The sequence below is a fragment of the Lentzea sp. JNUCC 0626 genome, from assembly GCF_043632865.1.
In the GTDB taxonomy this organism is placed as follows: Bacteria; Actinomycetota; Actinomycetes; order Mycobacteriales; family Pseudonocardiaceae; genus Lentzea.
Genome location: NZ_CP171635.1, coordinates 1,462,765 through 1,486,510, shown reverse-complemented (window position 1 = coordinate 1,486,510; position 23,746 = coordinate 1,462,765). Strand labels below are relative to the sequence as shown.

General features: G+C 70.8%; 19 protein-coding genes. 5 read left to right on the top strand and 14 right to left on the bottom strand.

Features of this window, described 5'->3' with window-relative positions; all coding sequences use genetic code 11:
- Nucleotides 1–553: 553 nt before the first annotated feature.
- Nucleotides 554–1,312, top strand: a complete 759-nt coding sequence (locus tag JNUCC0626_RS06755) for a helix-turn-helix domain-containing protein (RefSeq protein ID WP_394618797.1) — start codon at nt 554–556, stop codon at nt 1,310–1,312.
- Between the two features lie 65 nt (nt 1,313–1,377).
- Here JNUCC0626_RS06755 and JNUCC0626_RS06750 read toward each other — a convergent pair whose 3' ends face one another.
- The 9 genes from JNUCC0626_RS06750 to JNUCC0626_RS06710 form a co-directional block, all read right to left on the bottom strand.
- Complete coding sequence (locus JNUCC0626_RS06750) at nt 1,378–1,887, bottom strand: flavin reductase family protein (protein ID WP_394618796.1); 510 nt, start codon at nt 1,885–1,887, stop codon at nt 1,378–1,380.
- A gap of 20 nt (nt 1,888–1,907) precedes the next feature.
- Nucleotides 1,908–2,345, bottom strand: a complete 438-nt coding sequence (locus JNUCC0626_RS06745) for an acyl-CoA thioesterase (protein WP_394618795.1) — start codon at nt 2,343–2,345, stop codon at nt 1,908–1,910.
- Nucleotide 2,346: 1 nt separating this feature from the next.
- Entirely contained in the window at nt 2,347–8,079 is a 5,733-nt protein-coding gene (locus tag JNUCC0626_RS06740) for a type I polyketide synthase (RefSeq protein ID WP_394618794.1), read from the bottom strand.
- Nucleotides 8,076–9,101 (bottom strand): enediyne biosynthesis protein, encoded by a 1,026-nt coding sequence (locus JNUCC0626_RS06735; protein ID WP_394618793.1) that lies wholly within the window; start codon nt 9,099–9,101, stop codon nt 8,076–8,078. The genes JNUCC0626_RS06740 and JNUCC0626_RS06735 overlap by 4 nt, the downstream gene beginning before the upstream one ends.
- Complete coding sequence (locus JNUCC0626_RS06730; RefSeq protein WP_394621981.1) at nt 9,098–10,957, bottom strand: CRTAC1 family protein; 1,860 nt, start codon at nt 10,955–10,957, stop codon at nt 9,098–9,100. Before JNUCC0626_RS06730 ends, JNUCC0626_RS06735 begins: the two co-directional genes overlap by 4 nt.
- A 47-nt stretch (nt 10,958–11,004) precedes the next feature.
- Nucleotides 11,005–11,988 carry a DUF1702 family protein gene (locus JNUCC0626_RS06725; RefSeq protein WP_394618792.1) on the bottom strand — a complete coding sequence of 328 codons (984 nt, stop codon included), beginning with the start codon at nt 11,986–11,988 and terminating at the stop codon, nt 11,005–11,007.
- An 89-nt stretch (nt 11,989–12,077) separates the two neighbouring features.
- On the bottom strand, nt 12,078–13,046 hold the full coding sequence (locus JNUCC0626_RS06720) for a DUF1702 family protein (protein ID WP_394618791.1): 969 nt from the start codon (nt 13,044–13,046) through the stop codon (nt 12,078–12,080).
- Between the two features lie 76 nt (nt 13,047–13,122).
- Nucleotides 13,123–13,758, bottom strand: coding sequence for a MerR family transcriptional regulator (locus JNUCC0626_RS06715; protein WP_394618790.1), 636 nt, complete (start codon nt 13,756–13,758; stop codon nt 13,123–13,125).
- On the bottom strand, nt 13,749–14,717 hold the full coding sequence (locus JNUCC0626_RS06710) for a hypothetical protein (protein ID WP_394618789.1): 969 nt from the start codon (nt 14,715–14,717) through the stop codon (nt 13,749–13,751). The genes JNUCC0626_RS06715 and JNUCC0626_RS06710 overlap by 10 nt, the downstream gene beginning before the upstream one ends.
- 78 nt (nt 14,718–14,795) lie before the next feature.
- Here JNUCC0626_RS06710 and JNUCC0626_RS06705 point away from each other — a divergent pair, with 78 nt between their 5' ends.
- The 3 genes from JNUCC0626_RS06705 (at nt 14,796) to JNUCC0626_RS06695 (ending at nt 18,126) form a co-directional block, all read left to right on the top strand.
- Nucleotides 14,796–15,860 (top strand): NAD-dependent epimerase/dehydratase family protein, encoded by a 1,065-nt coding sequence (locus tag JNUCC0626_RS06705; protein ID WP_394618788.1) that lies wholly within the window; start codon nt 14,796–14,798, stop codon nt 15,858–15,860.
- A gap of 86 nt (nt 15,861–15,946) precedes the next feature.
- Complete coding sequence (locus JNUCC0626_RS06700; RefSeq protein ID WP_394621980.1) at nt 15,947–17,488, top strand: acyl-CoA carboxylase subunit beta; 1,542 nt, start codon at nt 15,947–15,949, stop codon at nt 17,486–17,488.
- Nucleotides 17,485–18,126, top strand: a complete 642-nt coding sequence (locus tag JNUCC0626_RS06695) for a maleylpyruvate isomerase N-terminal domain-containing protein (RefSeq protein ID WP_394618787.1) — start codon at nt 17,485–17,487, stop codon at nt 18,124–18,126. The genes JNUCC0626_RS06700 and JNUCC0626_RS06695 overlap by 4 nt, the downstream gene beginning before the upstream one ends.
- Here JNUCC0626_RS06695 and JNUCC0626_RS06690 read toward each other — a convergent pair.
- On the bottom strand, nt 18,107–18,772 hold the full coding sequence (locus JNUCC0626_RS06690) for a TetR/AcrR family transcriptional regulator (RefSeq protein WP_394618786.1): 666 nt from the start codon (nt 18,770–18,772) through the stop codon (nt 18,107–18,109). The two genes, JNUCC0626_RS06695 and JNUCC0626_RS06690, sit on opposite strands and share 20 nt — an antisense overlap.
- Nucleotides 18,773–18,841: 69 nt before the next feature.
- Here JNUCC0626_RS06690 and JNUCC0626_RS06685 point away from each other — a divergent pair, with 69 nt between their 5' ends.
- On the top strand, nt 18,842–19,831 hold the full coding sequence (locus JNUCC0626_RS06685) for a carotenoid oxygenase family protein (protein WP_394618785.1): 990 nt from the start codon (nt 18,842–18,844) through the stop codon (nt 19,829–19,831).
- A 10-nt stretch (nt 19,832–19,841) separates the two neighbouring features.
- Here JNUCC0626_RS06685 and JNUCC0626_RS06680 read toward each other — a convergent pair whose 3' ends face one another.
- The 4 genes from JNUCC0626_RS06680 to treS all read right to left on the bottom strand — a co-directional run bounded on the left by JNUCC0626_RS06680 (nt 19,842) and on the right by treS (nt 23,593).
- Nucleotides 19,842–20,228: a VOC family protein gene (locus JNUCC0626_RS06680; protein ID WP_394618784.1), complete on the bottom strand. Its 387-nt coding sequence runs from the start codon at nt 20,226–20,228 to the stop codon at nt 19,842–19,844.
- Entirely contained in the window at nt 20,225–20,530 is a 306-nt protein-coding gene (locus JNUCC0626_RS06675; RefSeq protein WP_394621979.1) for an ArsR/SmtB family transcription factor, read from the bottom strand. The genes JNUCC0626_RS06680 and JNUCC0626_RS06675 overlap by 4 nt, the downstream gene beginning before the upstream one ends.
- A 64-nt stretch (nt 20,531–20,594) precedes the next feature.
- Nucleotides 20,595–21,929, bottom strand: coding sequence for a maltokinase N-terminal cap-like domain-containing protein (locus JNUCC0626_RS06670; RefSeq protein ID WP_394618783.1), 1,335 nt, complete (start codon nt 21,927–21,929; stop codon nt 20,595–20,597).
- Complete coding sequence (treS, locus tag JNUCC0626_RS06665; RefSeq protein WP_394618782.1) at nt 21,926–23,593, bottom strand: maltose alpha-D-glucosyltransferase; 1,668 nt, start codon at nt 23,591–23,593, stop codon at nt 21,926–21,928. The genes JNUCC0626_RS06670 and treS overlap by 4 nt, the downstream gene beginning before the upstream one ends.
- Nucleotides 23,594–23,746: the final 153 nt, after the last annotated feature.

Genomic DNA, 23,746 nt, shown 5'->3' with positions numbered 1-23,746 from the left:
GTGCGCGACCTCCTGTCCTCTTCGGTCGGGCGAACGCCCGGCGATGGTGCGAGCAATGGCTTTCACCGGCCGAACAACCCGTTCGGCGGAAGACGCGGAAGGCGGCCGAATGCGGGCCGAGGCTTTCCGCGGACACCCATTGTCTCGACCGTCGCCCGAACGGCGCATCTTTCGGATTGCGGTCTCGATGAATTGGAGATCAACTCAGCAGATGGAATGATCGCCCTTGCACACGGAGAGCAACCCGGGATAAGGCGCCTTCTGGGAGCGCACCCACAACTCCGGTTGATCCAGATCGCTGGACCAACCGGACCAATGCGACACCTCCGCACGAAAGTACGACCGTGCACTCAGTTGATAGGCAGAACGTACCGGCGACATAGAAGTCGCGAATCGCCTACCGAGAGTGAGGGCGATTCGCGGTCGCAATGCCTGAATCGCACCTTGCCTGGCGTTTTGCCCGCTGCTAGCTTCGGTTGGGACGATTCCAACGCACTTTCACAACAACTGGATATTCTGCCACATCCACCGCATTAGCCGAATCGGGGGGCCAATGGACAAGCTCGGCGAACAGGCAGTCGCCAGGGTCGTGGGCGCGATGCAGACGAACCTAGGAGAACGCATCACCATCGACGACATGGCGAAAGTCGCGATGTTCAGCAAGTTTCACTTCACCCGCGTGTTCCAACGGGTCACCGGAGTATCCCCGGCACGTTTTCTCTCGGCGTTGCGATTGCAAGAAGCCAAACGGTTTCTGGTGGCGACCGATCTGAGGGTCACGGAGATCAGTCACCGAGTCGGCTACAACAGCCCCGGGACGTTCAGCTCACGGTTCAAAATCAGCGTCGGACTCTCCCCCACCGAGTACCGGCAGTTGCGCGGCCGCACGACGCGAATCTCCGTCGACAACCGCAAGAACATCATGCTGCGGCGCACGAGTTCGGTCAGCGGCCGGATCTACTGCCCGATCGAGTGCGAGCCCGGCCCCACGTTCGTCGGCTTGTTTCGCGACCCGATCCCGCAGGGCGCGCCGATCAGCTGCGCGGTGCTGCCCGGCCCGGGCCACTTCCAGCTGGAGAACGTGCCGGAAGGCGCGTGGCACCTGCTCATCCACACGGTTCCGCCGGGCAGTGAGCACACGGCGGACCGCACGCCGTCCGTGGGTTCGCACGGACCGCTGGTCGTGTCGAGCAGTGCGGTCGCGCACGTCGTCGACGTCGTGCTGCGCCCCATGTCCGCCATCGACCCTCCGGTGCTCATGGCGTTGCTCGACGTCCGCACCACCGCGCTGGAGATCTCCCGGGCGAGCTGAGCGGGAACGACGAGAAGGCGGGTCGCCAGTGGCGACCCGCCTTCTTCCGTTGGTGCTCCAGTGGTTCAGGCCGACAGGCCGGAGTGCTCCAGCGCGTGGAAGCTGCCGTTGAGGAACAGCAACGCGGTGCGGCCGGCCGGACCGTCGGTCGCGAGGAGCCGTCCGAGGAAGATCGTGTGGTCACCTCCGTCGTAAGTGCGCCACAACGCGCATTCGAACCGGGCGAGCGCGCCGCCGATCAGCGGCGCGTCGATCCTCGTGCCCGGCACCCAGTCCACCTCGTCGAACTGCGCCTGGCCCGCCGGCCGCCACCTGCTGGCGAAGTGCCGGGCGACGTCCTCCTGGTCCGCGGCCAGCACGGACACCCCGAACGTCCCGGTGTCCGTGAGGTGCCGGTGCATCGACGCGTCACGACCGACGCACACGAGCACCAGCGGCGGGTCGAGGGACACGGACGTGAAGGAGTTCGCGGTCATGCCGTGCGGTACCGGGCCACCGACGGTGACCACGGTGACGCCCGTGGCGAACGTGCCGAACACGCGCCGCAACGTCTTCGGGTCTTCGAACTCGTCCATGCAGGTCTCCCCCGTCATGATCAGGCCGCCGCGGGGGCGTACCGCCCGAGTGCCAGCCGCAGCGAGTCGGGCACGCGGGCAGGCCTGGTCGCGTTGTTCGGGCCGCGCATGCACGCGACCCGCTGGGCACCGCGCGCCACGAGCTTCTCCGACCCGTCCGGCCCGACCAGCACGTAGTCGAAGCCGAACTCGACCTGGGTCTGCGCCAGCTCGACCAGGGTCATCCGGACCGCCAGCTCGTCGAACGCGGTGAGCTCGGCGTAGAACTCGCAGTCCACCCTGAGCGTGAAGAGCTTCAGGTCGTCCTGCAGCTCCAGCAGCACGTCGGGCGCGTGCCGCACCAGGAACATCTCCCGGCACCGGCCCTGCCAGCGCAGGTAGTTCACGTAGTACACGTTGCCGACGAGGTTGGTCTCCTCGAACCCGACCGTGTGCCTGATCTCGAAGTACGACTCCACGTCAGCTCCCCTGCCCCAGCAGCACGGCCGCCACCACGGGTTCCGCGACCCCGTGCAGCGCTGTCACCAGCGTCGCGATCCTCAGTCCCGGCGCCGAGAACACCCGCCAGCCCTGCGGTCCACCCGGCTCCGGCGTGAGCGGGGTGTCGAGCGAGAGGCCGGCTTTCTGCAGGCACTCGACGGCCGACCACACGCGGGTGGCGGCCACCGCGAACGGCTCACCGGCCTCGGCCAGCAGCGCCGCCGTGCGGTGACGGCGGCCCAGCAATCCCTGCCACACCTGGTCTTCCTGCTCGCGCACGTCCTGCAGGTCGCAGGCCGTCACGAGGTCGGCCGCCACGCAGAGGGTGACCCCGGCGGTGTGGGACGCCGACACGACCGTCCCGCCGTCGACCTCGGGCCGTCCGTCGGCCCGGTACCGGACCTCGGTCTCGCGTCCCAGCAACCGGCTCACCGCGAGCGCGGTGCTCCTGCGCCTGGTCGCCCGGTCGATGCCGACCTCGCGGTCGGGTTCCACGACCACCGCGACCCGGTGTCCCAGCAGGTCCTCCAGCTCCCGTTCCAGGTGCGAGCCCAGCAGCGGGGCCACCCACGGACCCGCGGAACCCTTGCGCCGCACCGCCCGCAGGTGCAGACCCTCCCACCGTTCGACGACCTCGTCCCCGTCGAACACCACCACGTCGTAGACGTAGGTGTCGCCGTCGCGGTGTCGTTCGGTGGCGTGCATCCGCACCTCACCCGTGGTGACGCCGGAGCCGGCGGGGTACAGCCGGTCGATCCGTTCCGGCAGCAACGTCCCGTCCGGCACGCAGACCTGGTTGCCGTGCATCAACGCGTCCCGCATGCCGGGGTCGGCGAGCAGCAGGTCGGCGGGCAGGTAGCCGGCGAACCCGTCCGGCTGCGCGCTCAGGGCCACGTCGGCGATCACGTCGCGGGCGCGGGCCTCGTGGAACCGACGCAGCCGCTGGAACCTCGGGCCCTGGAACATGGTGTCGCCGTAGAGCTGCGCCGCCGGATCGAGCGCGACCGGGGGCAGCCCGGTGGGCACGACCGGATCCCCTTGGGGCATCGGCTTTCCGTACGAGAGCCGGGCCACGAAGTGGTCCGCCTCGAACCCGGTCTCGGAGCTGCGGACAGCCACGTCCACCACGTCGTCGGCGGTGACCACCGCGGCGATGCGGATCGTCGTCGTGCCGCGCGGCGGCACCACGATCGGCCGCAGGAACCGGATCCCGGACAGCACGGGCGTGGACTCGTGTCCCGTGAGCGCCGCGGCGACCTGGGTCATCGCCTCCATCCCGTAGACGGCGGGGAACAGCAGGTTGCCGTCGAGCAGGTGGTCGGCGAGGTACAGGTCGGTGCCCGCGTTCAACTCCACCTCGGTGACGAGTTCGACGCCGTGGTACCGGACCAGCGGCTTGTCCACGAACCTCAGCAACGGCAACGGCGGCAGGTCGTGCCGCACGGTGTCGACGCCCTCGGTGCGGCCGCTCACCACGACCACGTCCGGCGCCTGCGGGTCGACGAGCAACCGGCGCAGGATCCGCACGCCCTCGTCGGGCGGGATGGGCGTGACGCCGTCCCGTGCCAGCGACTCGACCACGGCGAGCCGTTCCCCCATGCCGACACCGGACCACACCGACCACTCGAGGCACAGGGCCCGGCAGGACGGGTGGGTGTCGGCGAACTCCCGGGTGAACGCCGCCAGCCAGTCGTTGGCGGTGCCGTAGTGCGCCTCGCCGCGCAACCCCGAACGGCCGATGATGCTGCCGAAGGTCACCAGCAGCCGCAACGATCCCGGGTCGACGGCGGCGAGCACCGCGCGCAGGCCGTCGAGTTTCGGCGCCATCGTGGACCGCAGCCGTTCCGCGTCCACTGTGGACAACGCGGCCGGCTCGTTGCGTCCGGCTCCGTGCAGCACGGCGGTGACGGGACCGAGCGCGGCCTCCAGTTCACCGACGGCGGCCCGCAGCCGTTCGGCGTCGGTGACGTCGGCCGCCGCGTACGCGACCTCGACGCCCTTCGCCCTCATCCGGTCGAGGTTCGCGGCCAGCTCGGCGTCCGCGGCGGGCTCGGACCTGCCGACGACCGCGAGCCGAACACCCCACTCCTGGGCCAGGGAGAGCGCGCACTCGGCGGTGATCCCCTTGCCCCCGCCCGTGACCAGCAGCACGTCGGTGTCGGTCAGCGGCGCGATCTCGGCGGCCGGAGCCACCGGCAGCGCCCGCATCGTCGGCACCGTGCGCCGCATCGCAAGGTCGTAGTGCGCCTCGCTGAACGCCGTCGTCGCCAGCACCTCCGGCAGCACGACGTCGGAACCCGCCCCGGCGGGCAGGCGCACGATCGTCACCCGCACCCCGGGCGCCTCCAGCCGCAGCGTTTTCGCCATGGCCGCCGCGCCCGTGTCGTGCTGCACGAGCACGAACCGGCCGTCGTTGCGCGCCATCGCGGCCTTCGCGCCGCGCAACGCGAGCTCCAGGTGCCGTTCCTCGCACACCTCGGGCAGGCACACGAGGACGCCGTCGCCGGCCGCCCCGCGTTCGAGATCGCGCCGCAGCCGTTCGGCGAACGGATGCCCGTCCTCGGCGTAGAACTGCCACTGGCCGTTGTCCTCGGCGGCCGCGACCGGGCGCAACGGCACCGGTTCGTCGGCCACGGCGAACGCCCGCGCCCACGGTCCGGCACCGGTGACGACCGCCGCCGCCGTGTCGGTGTCCCTGGTGGTGGCGCTGAGGTCGTCGAGGGCGTCGGCCAGTTCCCGCACGGTGGCGGTGGCGAAGTTCGTCGGCGCGCTGGCGGGCGGCACCCCGAGTCGCTGGGCGGCCTCGTTGACGAGCTGCCCCACGGTGATCGAACTGAGGTGCAGGTCGTCGAGCAGCCTGCTGTCCGGGGCGACCGCGTCGCTGGGCAGTTCGGCGCGGGCGGCCGCCATCTCCCGCAGCACGTCCACAGTGGACGTCGCGGTGCCGACGACGGTCATGCCCGCCACGGCCGTCACGACGAGGTTGGCCGCGCCGACCGACGACTCCGGTGCCTGCTCGCAGGGACTCGCGAAGAACGAGAACTCCTGGCCGACCCGCAGCGGCCGCACCAGCCGGTCCGCGAACAACGCCCGCAGGTCCAGCGCGGCGCCCGTGACGTGGGCGGCACCGACGACGCCGAGCAGCGACACCAGCGACTCGTCGTCGGTGTCCAGCGCGACGACGGGCACCTGTGTCACCTCAGCCCCGAGCGTCGTCAGCACCCGGCCGGGACCGACCTCGACGAGCAGGTCCGCGTCCTTCGCCGCGACCCCGACCGCCTGAGCGAACAGCACGGGGTCGGTGATCTGGGCCCGCAGCAGCGCGGGAACGTCGACGTCGGCCGACAGCGCCTCTCCGGTCACGGTCGACACGACGTGCCCGCTGACCGCGCCGAACGTCTCCGTGCTCAGCTTGGCGTGCAACGCGTCCGCCGCCGGTGCCACGAGAGGCGAGTGGAACGCGTGCGAGACCCGCAACGCCGTGCCGGACACACCGTCTTCGGCCGCAGCCTCGACGGCGGCCGCCACCGCGTCCTCGCTGCCCGCGACGACCGTCTGCTTGGGACCGTTGAACGCCGCGATCACCACCGGCAGGCCGCGGACGAGTTCACTCACGACCTCAGCGGACGCGCCGAGACTCGCCATGGTGCCCGACGCGCTGTGCTCGGTCATGGTCGCGCCGCGCACGGACGCCACGCGCAGCAGGGTTCGTTCGTCGATCGCCCCGGCCCAGTGCAACGCGGTGATCTCGCCGAGGCTGTGCCCCACGGCGACCTCCGCCGTGATGCCGAGAGCCGCCAGCACGCGCAGGCCCGCGACCGACCCGGTGACGATCCGGGGCTGGGCCACCGAGGTGGCGACCATGTCCCCCGACGACGGCAGCGCCGCGCGTTCGTAGACCTCCCGCGCCGCCGCGAACCGCCGGCGCATCGCACCGCCGCTGGTGCCCCGGCCGGAACCCTGACCGGGGAACAGGAATCCGACCGTCGCCGGTTCCGCGGCGTGGCCGAGGAAACTCCGCCCGTCCGGCCCGAACCACGTCGTCGCACCGGAGTTCGCCGCCTCCAGCACGCGGGTGAACCCCTGCACGGCGTCTTCGGGCGACCGCGCGACCACCGCCGCCCGGTACGGCCGCCCGGACAACTCCTGGTGCAGCACCGCCGCCAGGTCACCGAGTTGCGCGTAGGACACCCGCGCCGTGAACTCGGCCAGCTCGGACAGCCTGGCGCGCAACGCTTCTGCCGACTCGGCGTCGACCAGCAGGACCTCGGCGTCCTGCGCGGCGGACGAGATCTCCAGCGCCCGCGCGTCCGGGGTGCGCAGCGGCGCGGACGACTCCAGCACCACGTGGGTGTTGATTCCGCCGAAGCCCATCGCCGTGACGCCGGCCCGCAGCGGGGTGCCGGCGGGCCACGGTTCGGCGGCGCGCAGCACGCGCAGGGTCGCCTCGTCCTCCGCCAGCACGGGATGCGGGTCGACGCAGCCGATCGTCGGCGGCAGCGTCTGGTGGTGCAACGCCAGCGCGGCCTTGATCAGACCGGCCACGCCCGCCGCCGCCTTGGTGTGCCCGATCATGCCCTTGATGGTGCTGATCGCGGCCGGGGCCGCCGCCGGGTTCGCCGCGGCACGAGCGTCGGACAACGCCCTCAGCTCGGTCGCGTCGCCGACCTCGGTGCCGGTGCCGTGGCCTTCGAACATCGGCACGGTGTCGATGCCGAACCCCGCGCGTTCGTAGGCGCGGGCGAGCGCGAGCCGGTAGCCGCTGACCTCCGGCCGGGTCATGCCGCCCCAGCCGTCCGACGACACGCCCCACCCGGCTACGGTCGCGTAGACGCGTTGGTGCGGCTGAACGTCCTGCTCGCGCATCAGCACGACCATGCCGCAGCCCTCACCCGGCCAGAACCCGTTGGAGCCGCGGTCGTAGACCCGCATCTCCGACCGCGCGAGCGCCCCGGTCTTCGCGAATCCGACGATCTCGAACGGGTCGATGGACAGGTCGACGCCACCCGCGACGGCGACGTCGAGGTCGCCGTCGACGAGCCTGCCCGCCGCCGTCGCCACGGACAGCAGCGACGAGGAGCAGGCGCCGTCGACGGTGTAGCCGCCGCCGTTGAGGCCGAAGTAGTTGCAGACCCGGCCCGCGATCGTGTTCGCGAGACCACCCGCGAGGCTGTCCTCGTCGATGGCGGGGAACGGGTCCTTGTAGGTGGCCTCCAGGTCCGCGAGGAAGCCGCCGAGCTCCTCGTCGTCCCAGCCCCTGGCCTTGAGCGAGGCGGCGACCGTGCGGCGCACGTACGGCCACCGCAGCCTCATCAGGTTGGCCCTGGCGAACTCGCCGGTCAGGGTGTTGCCGACCACGACGCCGGTGCGTTCGCGGGGCAGGCCCTCGCCGCCGGTGAACCCCGCGTCGGCGAGCGCCCTGCCCGCGGTGTCGAGCGCGAGCCAGTGGGTCAGGTCGGTCGAGCGGTAGGTGCTGCCCGCGATGCGGTGTGCCACCCGGTCGAACTCGTAGCCCTCGATGACGGCGGCGGTGCGGGCGTAGAAGCGGTCGGGCGTCGCGGGGTCCGCGTCCCAGTAGTCCTCCAGGCGCATCCGCTCGTCCGGGAGCCGCCGGAAGGCCCTGCGGCCCGCGAGCGCGTTCTCCCAGAGTTCCGCCGCCGAGGTCGCGTCGGGATAGCGGCAGGCCACACCGACGATCGCGATCTTCGTCATGCCGGTACGACCTCCTTGCCCAACGTCGACGGGGGCGTGACGACCTTGCCGTTCTCCGTGGTCGCCTCGGGGTCGGCCTCGGCCTCCTTCGCCGCCAGGGCCTGGGCCGCCTCGAACTGCTCACGCGACTTGTTCACGAAGTGGATGCCCCACAGGAACATGCCGCGGATCAGGCACACGAGTGCCGTCGCGAAGAACAGGCCGTAGGCGATGTGCACCCCGGTGAAGAACCCGTACGCGAGGGCCACGCCGCCACCGAACGCGATCTGCGAGATCGGCTTCGACGGGCTGGTGCCCGGGTCGGTGATCATGTAGTTGGTGAACAGCACGAACGCGACGCCGGTCATGGTGAGCAGCGCGCCGGGAATCGACGTGCCGAACAGGAGTCCCCGGACCACCGACTGGACCACGAAGAAGAACAGCCACGCCGCGATCAGCCACATGCGGCCGGTGAGCTTCGCGTTGATCATCGTGCCGGCGGTGACGATGATCGCCGGGATCAGCCAGTCGAACAGGCCGTGCACGTTCTCGGTGAAGTGGTAGGGCGGAACGATGCTCGCCCACGGGAAGATCAGCAGGATGATCGCGATGCCGAAGTTCGACGGGTTCATGTAGTGCCGCAGTCGGCCGCGCAACGGTGCCCGCAGCACCCACTTCGCGCCGACGGCCACGGTGACGCCGAAGATCATGACCCAGACCTGGTCGTTGACGTAGATGAGCATGTTCATCGCGAGACTGGTGATGTGCGCGGGGAAGAGGAACTCGACCATGCCCCGCACGCCGTTGCCGAGGAACCTCGGCGCCCGTCCCTCCATTCTGGACCCGACGAGCTCGAGCACGATCTCGACGGTGTATCCCGTCAGCAGCGCGATGAACGGCCACAGCCACGGTTGCTCGAACCCGAGCACGGAGTAGCCGATGATGTTGAACACGGTCATCGACATCGCGAAGTTGCGCAGTGCCTTGATGACCTTCGGGTCGTGCCGGGGCACGGTCGCCGCCACGTCCGTCACGTCCGTCACCTCTCCTTCGCCTCAGTACCGAGTTCGAGCGTGTGCCTGCCGGGGTCGAGCGTCACGGTGTCCTCACGGGTCTCGCCCGTGCGGTCACGCCAGTTGATCCGCACCTCGACGGGTCCGTCCGTCTTGCCGAGTCCGATGTGGACCTCGTGGCTGCGCTTGCCGGAGTGGCCACCGCCGCCGTCGACGTGGCCGATGAACGTGCGGCCGTCCTGAGTCTTCGCGGTCACCTGGGCGCCGACCGCGGGCGAACCGCCGTCGTGGCACAGCCGCAACGTGAGAGCGCTGCCCTGCGACGGTCCGGAGTTGCGGTAGAACACCGGTTCCGCCCACTGCCGGGCGACCGCGAAGTCGAGCTTGCCGTCGCCGTCGGCGTCCCCGGTCGCGATGCCGCGGGTCGGCACCGGGATGGCGAGGCCGAGCTGTTCGGCGACGTCGACGTACCGGTCGCCGTCCTTGACGTAGAACGCGAGGCGGTGGTTGCCGCCGACGTCGTCGCCGACCGTCACGCGCGGCCAGGACACGGGGTGGCGCAGGGCGAGGTCGTTGGCGGTGGCCAGTTCCTGCAGCTGGGGCCAGCGGTTGACCTGGCCGCGGACGAAGCCGGTCGCCTGGGCGATCGCGGGCTCACCGGAGTTGGCGAAGTCGGCGATCTTGACGTCCCAGCCCCAGCCCGACCACGCGGTGCCGGCCGGTGCGCTCACGTCCTCCCACGGCGCCTCGTTGTTGGCGAGCTTGGCGCGCAGCACGTCCCGGTCACCGGACTGGGACATGAACTGGAAGTTGCTCTCCTGGATGCCGTACGAGGTGGTGATGTTGCTGACGAACATGTCGTACACGCCGTCGCGGTTGAGGTCGCCGAAGTCGACGCCCATGCCCTTGAACGAGTCCTGGCCGACGACCTTCGACTTCGGGGTCAGCGCGGTGCGGACGCCCTCGACCGGGGCGAGCACGATCCGGCCGGGCGTGGACCTGTTGTGGAACATGCGGTCCGGGCCGAAGTCGTTGGCGAGGTAGAGCTCGGGCAGCAGGTCGCCGTCGAGGTCGGCGGCGGACGCCGCGAGCTCCCAGCCCTTGGAGGAGTCCAGGTCCTGCACGCCCTCCTGGATCTCGTAGCGGGCTCCGTCAGCCGACGCGCCGGTCCAGCGCAGGAAGTAGTTCTCCCCGCCGTTGTAGGCGGCCGACATCGAGTCGTTCATCTCGACCCCGCCGCTGACCGACGAGTCGAGCACCGGTCCGTGCGGGAAGTAGTTGCCGATGAAGATGTCGTCGTGGCCGTCCCCGTCGAAGTCGGCGACCGCGGCGGCGTTGGTGTTCCACTGGGGGCCCGAGTAGCGGCCGGACGTGGCGTTCGCGCCGGGCACCAGTTCGGTGGCGGTGTAGGAGTCGGCGGTGAGCTTCTCCTGGCCGTCCTTCGCGATGTGCACGATCGGCGTGCGGCCCCACAGGTAGACCAGCAGGTCGACCTTGCCGTCCTCGTTGAAGTCGCCGGGCACGCAGCCCATCGGCGCCATCACGTCGTTCATCGGCAGCGAGCCCGGCGAGAGCGCGAACGCCTCGTAGCGCTCCTCCTTCGCACCGGGTGCCGGCGTGACGACGACCTGGTCGATCCTCGGGTCGACGATGCACAGGTCGTTGGCGAGGGTGTCCCCGTCGAGGTCGTTCATCGCGATCGCCGCGCCGACGGAGGAGATCCAGCCGTCGATGTGGGAGTAGTCCTTGTTGACCTTGCGGATCGTCTGCTGGTCGAACCCTCCCGGCAGCGAGATCGACATCGACGTGAAGCCGTAACCGCTCGCCACGTCGCGCTTCTCCGCCTGCGACGCGGCGGGCAGCCGGGCCATCAGGAAGGTCACCATCACGAGAACGAGGGCCAGGATCCCCGGCAGTTGCTTGCGGGTCCAGTTCACTGCTCACCACCTCCTGAGTGGACGTACTGGTCGGCGAAGCCGCGGCGCCACAGCTCGTAGGCGGGCACGTCGTCCCGTCCCGGCCCGGCCGGCTTGAGATCGCGGACCCGGCGCGCGGCCTCGTCCGCGTCGGTGCCGCAGAGGATCTGGGCGGCGACGTGCGTGTGGTCGACGGCGAGGCCCGCGAGCACGCGAGCCTCCGCGGCGAACGCGCTGCCCTGGGCCACCACCGCCCGGTGGCGTCCCGCGTGCTCGGCGAACCAGCGCAGTTCCTCGGGTCCCGCGCCGCCCGCGTACGTCGCGGCGAGGCCCGCGCCCGCGTAGAGGTCGGCACGCCGGGTGTCGGGGAAGCCGTCGATCAGCTCGGCGACCTGGGCCGCGTCCGCACCGCCCACGAACCACAGCGCCCGGCCGATGCCCTGGTCGATCGCGCGGTTCGCGTACCAGGCCGGTCCGCTGAAGGGCCAGGGGAAGTCGGGTTCGCGGTAGTGCCCGTGCACGTACTTCGCGGTGTGGAAGTACGCCTGGTGGAAGCCGTAGCCGTCGAGCAGGAGCCACTGCAGCAGCTCGTCGCTGACCGCGAGCTCCGGCCAGCGGAACCTCGGCACGCGGGCCATCGCCCAGCCGACGCCCACGTACACCATGTAGACGTGCTTGCCGCCCGCTCCCTCGAGGAACTCCGCCACCCGGCCGCCACCACCGAACGGCAGCGCGTCGAGCGTGGCGAACCCCATGCCCGCGCCCTCGTAGGCGAAGCCGCGGAACTGCGTGGGCACGGTGTCGAGGTGCCGCTCCACGTCACCGGGTGAGCGCGCCTCCACCGCCGTCGCGAAGCCGAAGAGGAAGTTCCGGCCGATGCTTTCCAGCAGTTCTTTCGCGGCCTCGTCCTTGTGATGAAATCCACGTACTGAAAGCGTCGCCTCCGAACTCTTCGGCGTCAGCAACCGACGCCGCAAAGCGCGCCATCCCGCCTTGGTCACGATGCACTCTCCCAAACTGATAATTTCCCGTCATCATTCTTTGCAGGACCGAGGCGGTCTGACATCTTCCAGCATGCTCGACCGTTTTCTCACTGCGTGAAATGCGCGCGAATGCGGGCGCGCCACCGTTCGTACTCGGGCTCCTGACCCGACTCGCCGGTGGAGATCGACGAGGTCTCCACGAGGGTGACCGCGGCGGTGGCGGTCAGATCGCTCAGCGCGTGCAGGGCCTGCTCCGCGCGGTCGTCGACGTGGCCGGCCGCCGCCTTGGCCATGATCGCGAGCGCGGCCCCCAGCGCGAGCTCGGGCGCCTGCTCCCCCGCCTCGGCCCGCAGCCACTCGAGGTCGTCGCCGGTGGCGCCCCCGGCGAAGGTGGCGGCGAGCCCGACCCCGCTCCACAGGTCGGACTGACGATGGCCGGCGAACTTCCGCACGGCGCTCGCGACGGACTTCACCTCCGCGCCGTGGATGAACCACAGCGCGCGGCCCAGCCCCTGGTCGAAGGCGCGCGGGAAGTAGGACGGCGTGTCCTGCCAGGGGTAGGGCTTCGGCGTTTCCTGCTCGGTGACCCAGCGCCGCGGCTGGAAGTAGGCGCGGTCGAAGCCGTAGCCGTCGACGGCGAGCCAGGTGATCGCCGGGTGGTACCGGACGCCGTCGAGGTCGGGCACCACCTTGCGCCACAGCGGCCGGGGCAGCCGGGCCATGGCGAACCCGATGCCGATGTAGGCGAGGAAGAGGTGCGGGAGGCCGGGACCGCGCAGCAGGTCGCGGGTGCGCTTGCGGCCGTCCATCGCGTCCAGGACCGTGCAGGCCATCGTCGCGCCCTCGTAGGCGAACCCGCGCAGCTCGGGCGCGACGAGTGACAACCTGCGTTCCAGCTCCCACAGCCCGCGGCAGTCGATTCCCCATTCGAATCCCGCGATCACGGTCTGGGGAATCTGTTCCAGTGCCCGGGTCGTCTCCGATTCAGGAATCGAGAATCCACGGGCCGCGAACGTGACGTCCGCGAGAGCGGGCGCGAAAACCAGTCTTCTGATCGAACCGAGCACCGTCGACATCAGCGCTCCTCTAGTAGGCTCCTCCCATCTTCATCCGGACCTTTGGCATTGTGCATCTTTCCAATTGCGGTGACGCTCAGCCGTTTTCGCCGGTGAGGTCGTGGCCCAGTCTGCGGGCCGCCGCGAGCGCCACCGTGCCCAGCACGACGGACACCAGCAGGCGTTCCGCGCACTCCCTCGTCGCGCCGGCGCCGCGCGCCTGGTCCGCCTCGGCGGCCGCGACCGCCGCACCGGCGCGCAGGTAGGTCTCCAGCAGGGCGTCGTCGGGCGCGTGGCCCGCGAGTTCGAGGCCCGCCAGCACCTCCGCCAGCTCGGTCGCGGCGGCGTTGTCGTCCGCGACCTTCCTGCCGTCCCTCGCCAGCACCTCGTCGACGCGGTCACGCCACTTCGCCCGCACCTCACCGACATCGGGCGGGGTGGCCTCGGGTGCGGTGGTGCGGGAGATGGTGGTGAGCACGTCCGGCACGCTGACGTCGCCGCTGCCGCCGACGAGTTCGGCGACCGCGGCGATGGACAGACCGCCTCGATCCACGAGCGCGCGCACGACGCGGAGCCTGCGCACGTGGCTCTCGTCGTAGCGCATCTGCTTCGGCCCGGTCCTCCTGCCGGGGTGCAGCAGACCGGCGCGCAGGTAGAACTTGATCGTCGGGATGCTGACCTGCGTGAGGCCGCTGAGCCCCGCCATCCGCAGGCCGCCGCCCGTCACGCCCATGGCGCCGTGGGGTACCACGGGATCAGCTCGCGCCGGGCGAGCAGCCGCACGTCCCAGTACAGGAAGGTGAAGACGCCGACGGTGATCAGCGCGACGCCGGTGATCACGGCGAGCCGCACGGGCTTCTCGGTCAGCCACCGCCGCACCCGGTCGCCGAGGAACGCCGCGGTGGCCACGAGCGCCAGCGCGAGCACCGCGATGTTGCCGAGGGACTGGAGGCAGAACGCGGCCGCGCCGTAGAGCGGGTTGCCGCTCTCCGCCGCGTCGCGGAACAGCTGCCGGAACAGGCCGAAGGGCCGGCCGATCAGGAACCCGCCGATGAGCACGCCCATGAACACCATGGGGGCGTTGGGATAGCGCTGCGCGATGCGTGCGAACGGGTCGCGGACCACGCCCAGTGCGGCGAGACCGAGGTAGGTCATCGCCAGGCCGATCACGCCGAACACGACCAGGGACTGGACGCTGCGGCCGGACAGCGTGCCCGCGACGTTCTGCGCGTTCGAGAACTGCGGCATCGACGTGCCCACGAGCCCGACGATCGCGCCGTAGAGCGCGGACACCGACAGCATGCCCACCGACAGCCACAGCAACGGTTTCACCGCGCCGCGGATCCGTTCGGCACGGCTGCTCGACCCGCCCAGCATCGGCGCCATCGCACCGAACGCCGCGATGTTGCAGGCGGTGAAGGTGCCGGCGAGGCCCGTGACGAACGCGAACGCGATGCCGGCGGCCATCCCGGCGATCGGCGTGGCCTTGGCGTCGTGACCCAGCAACGTGTTCGCGACGTTGTCGCCGATGGTCGAGTCCACGAAGTGCGCCGACCACACGACCGTCAGTGCGAAGCCCGCGAGCGCGCTCAGCAGGACGATCAGCCCGCGCCTGCGCGGGAAGTGGCCGTTCACGAACGCGGAGGTGGCCACCGGCCGCGCTGTTCGGGGTGCGGGGTGCTTCGTCGACATGGGTTCTCCTCCGCCGCCTACATCCATCCACAAAGGACTCGCACGCTGCTGCGCCTATCACAGAATGGGGGTGGCGTGGTGACAATCGCTTATTCCAAAGTGCGCGGTTGCGGCGAAGCGGACATCGCACTCTGGAAGAAGCACCACGACTGCCGCGCGGGCACGCTGGCGTTCGTCGTCACGGCGAACGGGGTGCGGATGCTGGTGAGTGTGACCGGAGGCACGGGCTTCGTCGGATCGCACACGATCGCGGCGGTCATCGCGGACGGCCACCGGGTCCGCCTCCTCACGAGGAACCCGCGAGCGGTCCCGGAAGTGCTGCGGCCGCTGGGCATCGATCCCGCCGCCGTCGAGGTGGTCGCCGGAACCGCGACGGACCCGGACCGGGTGGCGGAACTGGTGCGCGGCGCGGACGCCGTGCTGCACGCCGCCGCCGTCTACTCGTTCGACCGGCGCCGGCGTCAGGAGATGCGGCACACGAACGCGCTCGCCACCGAGACCGTGCTGGGAGCGGCGCGGCAGGCCGGCGTCGGGCGGATCGTGCACGTGTCGAGCTTCGTCGCGCTCGGCGGGGCGGTTCTCGACGAGAACTCGCCTGTGACAACGTCTTCCGAGCCCTACGCGGCGTCGAAGGCCGCGGCCGAACGGATAGCGCGGGAGCACGACGCCGTGATCAGCTACCCGCCGGCGTTGCTCGGGCCGCACGATCCACGGCTGGGCGACCAGACCACCCGCCTGCGGGCCACGTTGCGCGGACTCATGCCCATCTGGCCGACCGGCGGCTTCCCGATCGGCGACGTGCGCGACACCGCGGCGTTGCACGCCCGCCTGCTCACCGGTGGCCCGCACCGGTGCTTCGGACCGGGCCGGTTCGTCTCGACCCGCGCCTACCTGCGGACGTTGCGGGAGGTCACCGAACGCCGGCTGCCCGCCGTGTTCCTGCCCGCCGCCGCATTGGCGCCGGTGGGCATGCTCGCCGACGCGCTGCAGGCGGTGTGGCCGTGGCCGATTCCGGTGCAGGGTGGGGCGATCCGCACGTGCCGGGCGGCGCAGCGCACCGCCTCGTCCGCACCGGCACGTCCGCTGGCGGAGACGATGGCCGACACCGTGCGCTGGTTGCGCGAAGCGGGGAGGGTGGCATGACCGACCTGTCCGAACGATCGCTGCGGCAGCTCGACTTCGTGCCGGTCGCCGTGCCCCGGCCCGCGCCCGCACCGGAACCGCGCACGATGCGGTCCGTGCTGGACGAGTCGGACCGGCTGCGTTCGCGCGTCGTGAGCGGGGACGAGAACGCGGTCGCCCGTCAGCACGCGCTCGGCAAGCACACCGCCCGCGAACGGCTCGACCTGCTGCTCGACCCCGGCTCGTTCATCGAGATCGACCTGTACCGGCGGCACCAGGCGCGGGGGATGAAGATCTCCGAGAACCGGCCGCACACCGACGGGGTGGTCGCGGGGTCCGGCACCGTCGACGGGCGCCGGGTGTTCGTCTACGCCCAGGACTTCTCGGTGTTCGGCGGGTCGCTCGGCGAAGCGCACGCCTCGAAGATCCACAAGGTGATGGACCTGGCGATCTCGACGGGATGTCCGTTGATCGGGCTCAACGACAGCGGTGGCGCCCGCATCCAGGAGGGCGTGATGGCCCTCAACGCCTACGGCGGCATCTTCCGCCGGCACGTGGCGGCGTCCGGGATCATCCCGCAGATCAGCGTCGTGATCGGTCCCTGCGCGGGCGGCGCCGCCTACTCCCCCGCGCTGACCGACTTCACGTTCATGGTGCGCGGCACGGCGAAGATGTACCTGACCGGGCCGGACGTCGTCGCGGCCGTCAACGGCGAGGTCGTGACGCACGAGGAACTCGGCGGTGCGGACGTGCACGGCAGCCAGTCCGGCGTGGCGACGTTCGTGCACGACGACGAGGAGTCGTGCCTCGCCGACGTCCGCTACCTCGTGTCCCTGTTGCCCGCCAACAACCTCGACACCCCGCCGTGCGACGGCCCGGTCGGCGCCACGACCGACGAACGACCGGGGCTCGCCCAGCTCGTGCCGGTGGAGCCGAACCAGCCGTACGACATGCGCTCGGTCGTGGCCGAGGTGGTGGACGACGGCGAGTTCATCGAGGTGCACGAACACTGGGCGGGCAACGTGATCTGCGCGCTGGGCCGCGTCGACGGCCGGACGGTGGGCGTGGTGGGCAACCAGCCGCTGGTGCTCGCCGGCGTGCTCGACTCGGCCGCGGCGCAGAAGGCGGCGCGGTTCGTGCGGTTCTGCGACGCCTTCAACATCCCGCTGATCACGCTGGTGGACGTGCCCGGGTTCCTGCCGGGCACCGCGCAGGAGCAGGGCGGCGCGATCCGGCACGGCGCGAAGCTGCTCTACGCCTACTGCGAGGCCACGGTCCCGCGCATCCAGGTGATCATCCGCAAGGCCTACGGCGGCGCGTACATCGTGATGGACTCCCGTTCGATCGGGTCGGACGTGTCCCTGGCCTGGCCCACCAACGAAATCGCGGTCATGGGAGCGGAGGGCGCGGTGAACGTGTTGTTCCGCAAGGAACTCACGGCGGCGGCCGACCCGGCGGCGCTGCGGGCCGAGCTGATCGCCGAGTACGAGGAGCAGCTCATGCACCCGCACTACGCCGCCGAACGCGGCCTGGTGGACGACGTCATCGACCCCGCCCAGACCAGGGCGGCGATCGCGCGCGGTCTGGAGATGATGGACACGAAACGGGCCGCGGCACCGGCGCGCAAGCACGGGAACGTGCCGCTGTGACCGCGCCGGACCACCTGCTGTACCGGCAGGTCCGCCTCGACATCGGACTGCTCGCCACCCGGCGGGTCGCCGCCGTGCCGGTGCCCGCGTGTCCGGAGTGGACGGTGGCGGACCTGGTCGACCACCTCGTGGAGGTCGCGGGGAACGTGTCGGCACGGCTGGGTTCACCCGCGGGCACGGCTCTGTACGACCGGGCCGACGTCGATCTCGCCCTCGCGGAGTGGGACCGCGTCTCCCGCGTCCTCGAGCCGCTGGTCGAACTGGAGGGGCCGCGCTCGGCCGCGCGGATGGTGATGGACGCGTTCACCCACCTCCTCGACCTGCACGCCGCCCTGGACGTGCCGCCCGACCCCGAACACCCCGCCTACCCCAGCACGCTCGACCTGCTCGTCGGCGGCTTCTCCGCGACCGTGCGGGCGCACGACCTGCCCGCCGTGCGGATCGAGAGCCCCGGCGGCACGTGGACGGCGGGAGACGGCCCGGTCGAGCGCACGCTGCGGGCCGGAACCCACGACCTGCACCGCAGTCTCTCCGGACGGCGGTCCCACGCCGACATCGCGGCGCTGGACTGGGACGGGCCGCACGAACCGTGGCTGCCCGCCTTCACCTGGGGCCCGTTCACCCCGCCATCGCACTGAGTTCGCGCTCGATGCGCCGGCGGGACGACCGCACGGACCGCACGGCCGCCTCCGGCCGGTCGCCCGCGCCCACCATCAGCGCGACGAGCTGGGGATCGAACAGGGCCTCTCCGTCGAGCGGCGCCGCCAGGTACCCGCCCAGTTCCAGGGTCACGAGGCCGTGGGTGGCGATCCACATCTGGTGCGCGACGTGCGCGACGTCGGCGTCGGCGAACCGGCCCGCCGCGACGCAGCGCCCCACGCACTCCACGACGCTCGTCAGGGTGTACCGCCCGTGCTGGCGGTCGTCGTCGGTCAGGGAGAACCCGCTGAGCGAGGCACCACCGAACATCACGCTGTACAGGTGCTGGTTCGCCAGCGCGTTCATCCGGTACGCCCGGCCGAGCAACGCCATGTCCGCGACCGGGTCGGACGTCGAGCGCACGGCGGTCAGATGACGCTCCAGCCGTTGGAAGCCCTCGTGCACCACCTCCCGCACGAGACCGCTCATCCCGCCGAAGTAGGTGTACACGGCCATCGTCGAGGTGCCGGCCTCCGCCGTGATCCGGCGCGTCGAGAGGGCCTGCGGCCCTTCGGTGGCGAGCAACGCGGCGGTGATCTCGATGAGGGAGGTGTGCGTGCGCGGGTCCATTCGGCGTGGGCTCACCTTTGACATTGTTGCATAACAGCGATATGTTTAGCACAACGCTGTTATGCAATGGTCGGAGGTGCGACCGTGGAAGCACTCCTCGTCGAGGGTGACCTGCCCGCGAACCTGCACGGCAGGTTCCTGCAGTCCGTCCCGCATCCCGCGCACGGCACCGATCCGGTCTCCATCACCGGCGTCCACCTCTCCGGCGGTACCGCGGCCTGGCACCGCGGCCCCACCGGCTTCTCGTTGCTGGGCGCCGTACCCACCCTGGCGCCCGCGGTGCGCGACGGCCTGCGCATCGCCCGGCCGGTGCAGGATCCCCGCACCGGCGAATGGCACACGATCGCGACCAGGCCGGGCTCCTCCTTGGCCGAACACGTGACGATGAGCGCCGCCGGAGCGGTCCGGCGCGGCCGTTGTTTCGTGCTCAGCGGCCCCGCGCGCATCGACACCGTCGCCCTGACCCCGGATCACGTCGTCGTCCTCGACCTGTCCGTGGAACACGACCGCGCCACCGAACTGATCGGCCTGCGCCCTCCGTTCGCCTGGCGGCCGGGGAAACAGGCCCGGATCGGTCTCCTGCCCCGCCGGTCCCGCGGCAACCCGCAGTGGTTCCCGGTGTCGCCGTGCTTCGTGCCGGACGCGGTCGACGCCCACGAGGACGGACCGGAAGTGGTGCTCGACGCGGTGCGGCAGACCTCGCTCGGCGGGCCGCGCGAACTGACGCGGTGGACCCTGGACACGCACACGGGCGCCGCGAGCGAGGAGCCCCTGCTCAGCGCGGACTCCGCCGTCGTGTCCGGCCGGCGGCACCGCACCCTCTGCGGAGTGCGGGGCTCGGCGGTGTTCCGGCACGATTCACACCACTCGGCAGGCTACGACTTCGGCCGCGGCCGCGCGCTCGGTCAGCCCGCGATCGCGGGCGAATGGCTCCTCGTCCCGTTCCGCGACAACGCTTCGAGCAACGTGGCCGTCCTCGACACGGCCGACGTGGCCGCCGGCCCGCGCTGCGTCGTCAAGCTGCCCGTGCGCGTGCCGATCGCCACGCGCACCACGTGGCAGCCACTGCCCTGACGCGCCGGGCTCAGCCGTGCTGCACGATCTGGATCAGGTTGCCGCACGTGTCGTCCAGCACGGCGGTGATGACCGGCCCCATCTCGAGCGGTTCCTGGGTGAACCGGACGCCGAGCACGCTCAGCCGTTCGTACTCCTTGCGCACGTCGTCCACGGCGAACTGGGTGGCCGGGATGCCGTCCGCGACCAGCGCGGTCCGGTACGGCCGCACCGCGGGGTGACCGGCGGGCTCCAGCAGCAGTTCGGTGCCGTCGGGATCCTCCGGCGAGACGACGGTCAGCCAGCGGTCCGCGCCGAGCGGCACCTCGGTCTTCTTCACGAAGCCGAGCACGTCGGTGTAGAAGCGCAGCGCCTTGTCCTGGTCGTCGACGAAGACGCTGGTCAGGTGGATCTTCATGAGGTGCCCTCCGGCGGTCGTGGCTTGAGCCATCTGGTGACGACGTGCTCGAGCGGCGTGGTGTCGAGGTCGTGGAACTTGTAGCGGCCCTCACGACGCGAACGGACCAGGCCCGCCTCCTCCAGCACGGCCAGGTGCTGACTGACCGCCTGCCGGGTGAGGCTCAGGCCGTGCTTGGAGATCAACCTGGTGCAGATCTCGAACAGCGTCTGCCCGTCGCGCTCCGTGAGTTCGTCCAAGATGCGCCGGCGGTTCGCGTCCGCCAGCGCTTTGAACAGTGCCTCTTCCACGCCCCCAACCATAGGCAAGTGAGCGCCTACCTGCAAGTCGTCACTTGCCTGTGGTGGAGGTAACCCGGTCGGCCGGCTACCGACCGGCGACCTCGGCGATCGCGGCCAGCGGAATGACCGTCCACTCCGGACGGAACCGGTGCTCGTGCCGCACTTCCAGCACCGCCCGGTCCAGCTCGACGGCGGTCAGCAACGCGCCGCCGGGGGCACGGTCCGGCGACACCTCCGCGTACCCGGCGCAGAACGCGGCGCGGTTGTGCGCCCACCACTTCGCCGCCCTGGGACGCAGCTCCGCGTCGTCCGCGCCCACCAGCAGCTGGGCCGCCGCGTAGTGCAACGACCTCAGGGCGGTGGCCACGTCGTGCTCGGCCGGACGCGGCCGGACGCGGTCGGCGGCCTCGCGGTACGGCTCGCCCTCGAAGTCGACGAGCACCCACGTGAGCGGCGAGCGCAGCACCTGACCGAGGTGCAGGTCGCCGTGCACCCGTTGCAGGCGCAGCGGTTCACCGGTCGCGAGAACGGCGTCGTAGTGGGCTCGCACGCCCGTCTCGAACTCCGCGAGCGCGGTCACCTCGGCGAGTGCGGCGTCCAGGCGGCTGTGCAGGGCCGCGACGAACTCCACCTCCTCGCCTGGGCCGGCGATCTGCTCACCCAGCGTCTCGCGCAGGTCCGCGTGCACGCGGGCCACGGCACGGCCGAGCCGGTGCGCCTCGGCGGCGAAGTCACCTCCCGCCGCCTGCGGGTCGTCGCCGGGGCTCGCGAGGAAGTCCCGCACGCTGGCCGTGGCCATCGGCCAGCCCAGCGCGCCGAGCGGCACGAACTCGTGCAGCACGGCCAACGTCGTGCGCTCACCGTCCAGTTCGGACTCCAGCGCACCCTGCGGCGCCGCGATGTGCGGGTCGTCGACCGAGTGCAGTGCGGTGTGCAGCACCAGTTCCGGGTTGTCGCCGGGCGTCAGCTCGCGGAAGAACTTCAGCACGTGCCGCTGGCCGTAGACGACCGACGAGTTGCGCTGCGGGCCGGGGAACGGACGGCCGACGGGCGCGGCGGTGTACCTCGGCGGCAGCGCGCCCTGGAACCGCAGGTCCTCGACCTCGGCGGAGTCCTCGAAGTGGCTGAGCAGCACGGCGGTGAGCTCCGGGTCGTACACCGCCTCGTACGCCACGCGCTCCCCCGCGACGCCGATCCGCGCGTGCGTCAGGCGTTCCGGCAGTTCGTCCCGCACGCCCAGGAGCAGCTGGTACCGGCGGTCGTCGCAGGCCAGCACCAGGTGGACCAGCGACGGATCGCCGTGGTGCAGGACGGTCGCGCGCTCGCACGTCACCGGCCCGCGGCCGCGGAACCACGGCTGCGCCTCCAGCCAGCGGTCGAACTGCTCGGGCAGGACCTGGACGGCCTCGCTCGTCGTCACTTCTTGTCGCCGCCTTCCACGTCGGAGTTCAGCTGGAACCAGTAGAAGCCGTGACCGGGCAGGGTCAGCTGGTACGGCAGTTCGCCGACCGCCGGGAACCGCACCCCGCCGGTGAGCTCCATCGGCACGGCGCCGGCGTGCTCGGCCAGGTCGAGCTCGACCGGCTGCGGGAACCGGGACAGGTTGTTCACGCACAGCACCACGTCGGTGCCGAGCGTGCGCAGGTAGGCGAGCACGGTCGGGTTCGAGCCGCCGAGCTCGGTGTAGTCGCCGTGCCCGAACGCGCGGTGCTGCTTGCGCACCTCGATCATGTGCCGCGTCCAGTTGAGCAGCGACGACTGGCTGCGGGTCTGCGCCTCGACGTTGAGGCCCTGGTAGCCGTAGACCGGGTCCATGATCACCGGCAGGTAGATCCGGCCGGGGTCGCAGCTGCTGAACCCGGCGTTGCGGTCCGGGGTCCACTGCATCGGCGTGCGCACGGCGTCGCGGTCCTGCAACCAGATGTTGTCGCCCATGCCGATCTCGTCGCCGTAGTACAGAACCGGCGAGCCGGGCAGGGACAGCAGCATCGCGGTGAACAGCTCGTGCTGGTTGCGGTCGTTCTCCAGCAACGGGGCGAGCCGCCGGCGGATGCCGATGTTCGCCTTCATCCGCGGGTCTTTGGCGTACTCCGAGTACATGTAGTCACGTTCTTCGTCCGTGACCATCTCCAGCGTCAGCTCGTCGTGGTTGCGCAGGAAGATGCCCCACTGCGCGTTCTCCGGGATCGACGGCGTCTGCGCCAGGATCTCCGAGATCGGGAACCGCGACTCCCGCCGCACCGCCATGAAGATCCGCGGCATCAACGGGAAGTGGAACGCCATGTGGCACTCGTCGCCACCCACCTCCGGATCACCGAAGTACTCGACGACGTCCGACGGCCACTGGTTCGCCTCCGCCAGCAACACCCGGCCCGGGTACTCGTCGTCGACGACCTTGCGGCACTTGCGCAGGAAGTCGTGCGTCTCCGGCAGGTTCTCGCAGTTCGTGCCCTCGCGCTCGAACAGGTACGGCACGGCGTCGAGCCGGAACCCGTCGATGCCGACGTCGAGCCAGAACCGCAGCACGTCCAGCATCGCGTCCTGGACGGCGGGGTTGTCGTAGTTCAGGTCGGGCTGATGGCTGAAGAAGCGGTGCCAGAAGAACTGCCCGCGCACCGGGTCGTACGTCCAGTTCGACGTCTCCGTGTCCACGAAGATGATCCGCGCGTCGCTGTACGCCGAATCGTCGTCGCTCCAGACGTAGAAGTCGCCGTACGGGCCCTCGGGGTCCTCTCGCGACTGCTGGAACCAGGGGTGCGCATCACTCGTGTGGTTGAGCACCAGGTCGGTGATCACCCGGATGCCCCGCCGATGCGCCTCGTCCAGCAGGTGCTGGAAGTCCTCGACGGTCCCGAACTCCGGCAGCACCGACCGGAAGTCGCTGATGTCGTACCCGCCGTCGCGCAACGGCGACGCGTAGAACGGCGGCAGCCACAGGCAGTCGACGCCCAGCCACTGGAGATAGTCCAGTTTGGACGCCAGCCCGCGCAGATCGCCTGTGCCGTCACCGTTCGAGTCGCAGAAGGCGCGAACCAGCACCTCGTAGAAGACCGCGCCCTTGAACCAGTTCGCCTCGTGCTCCATGGCACCTCTCGCTCGCACCTCGTCGGTTTTGCGGCAGCGTGAGGCACGGCGGGCGCCAAGATCAAATCGTTCACCGGATCAGGTGAGATGGTGCGTGGCCACGACGTCAGCAGGTCGTCGGACGTCCCAGCCCGTCTCTTCCCACTTCAACGT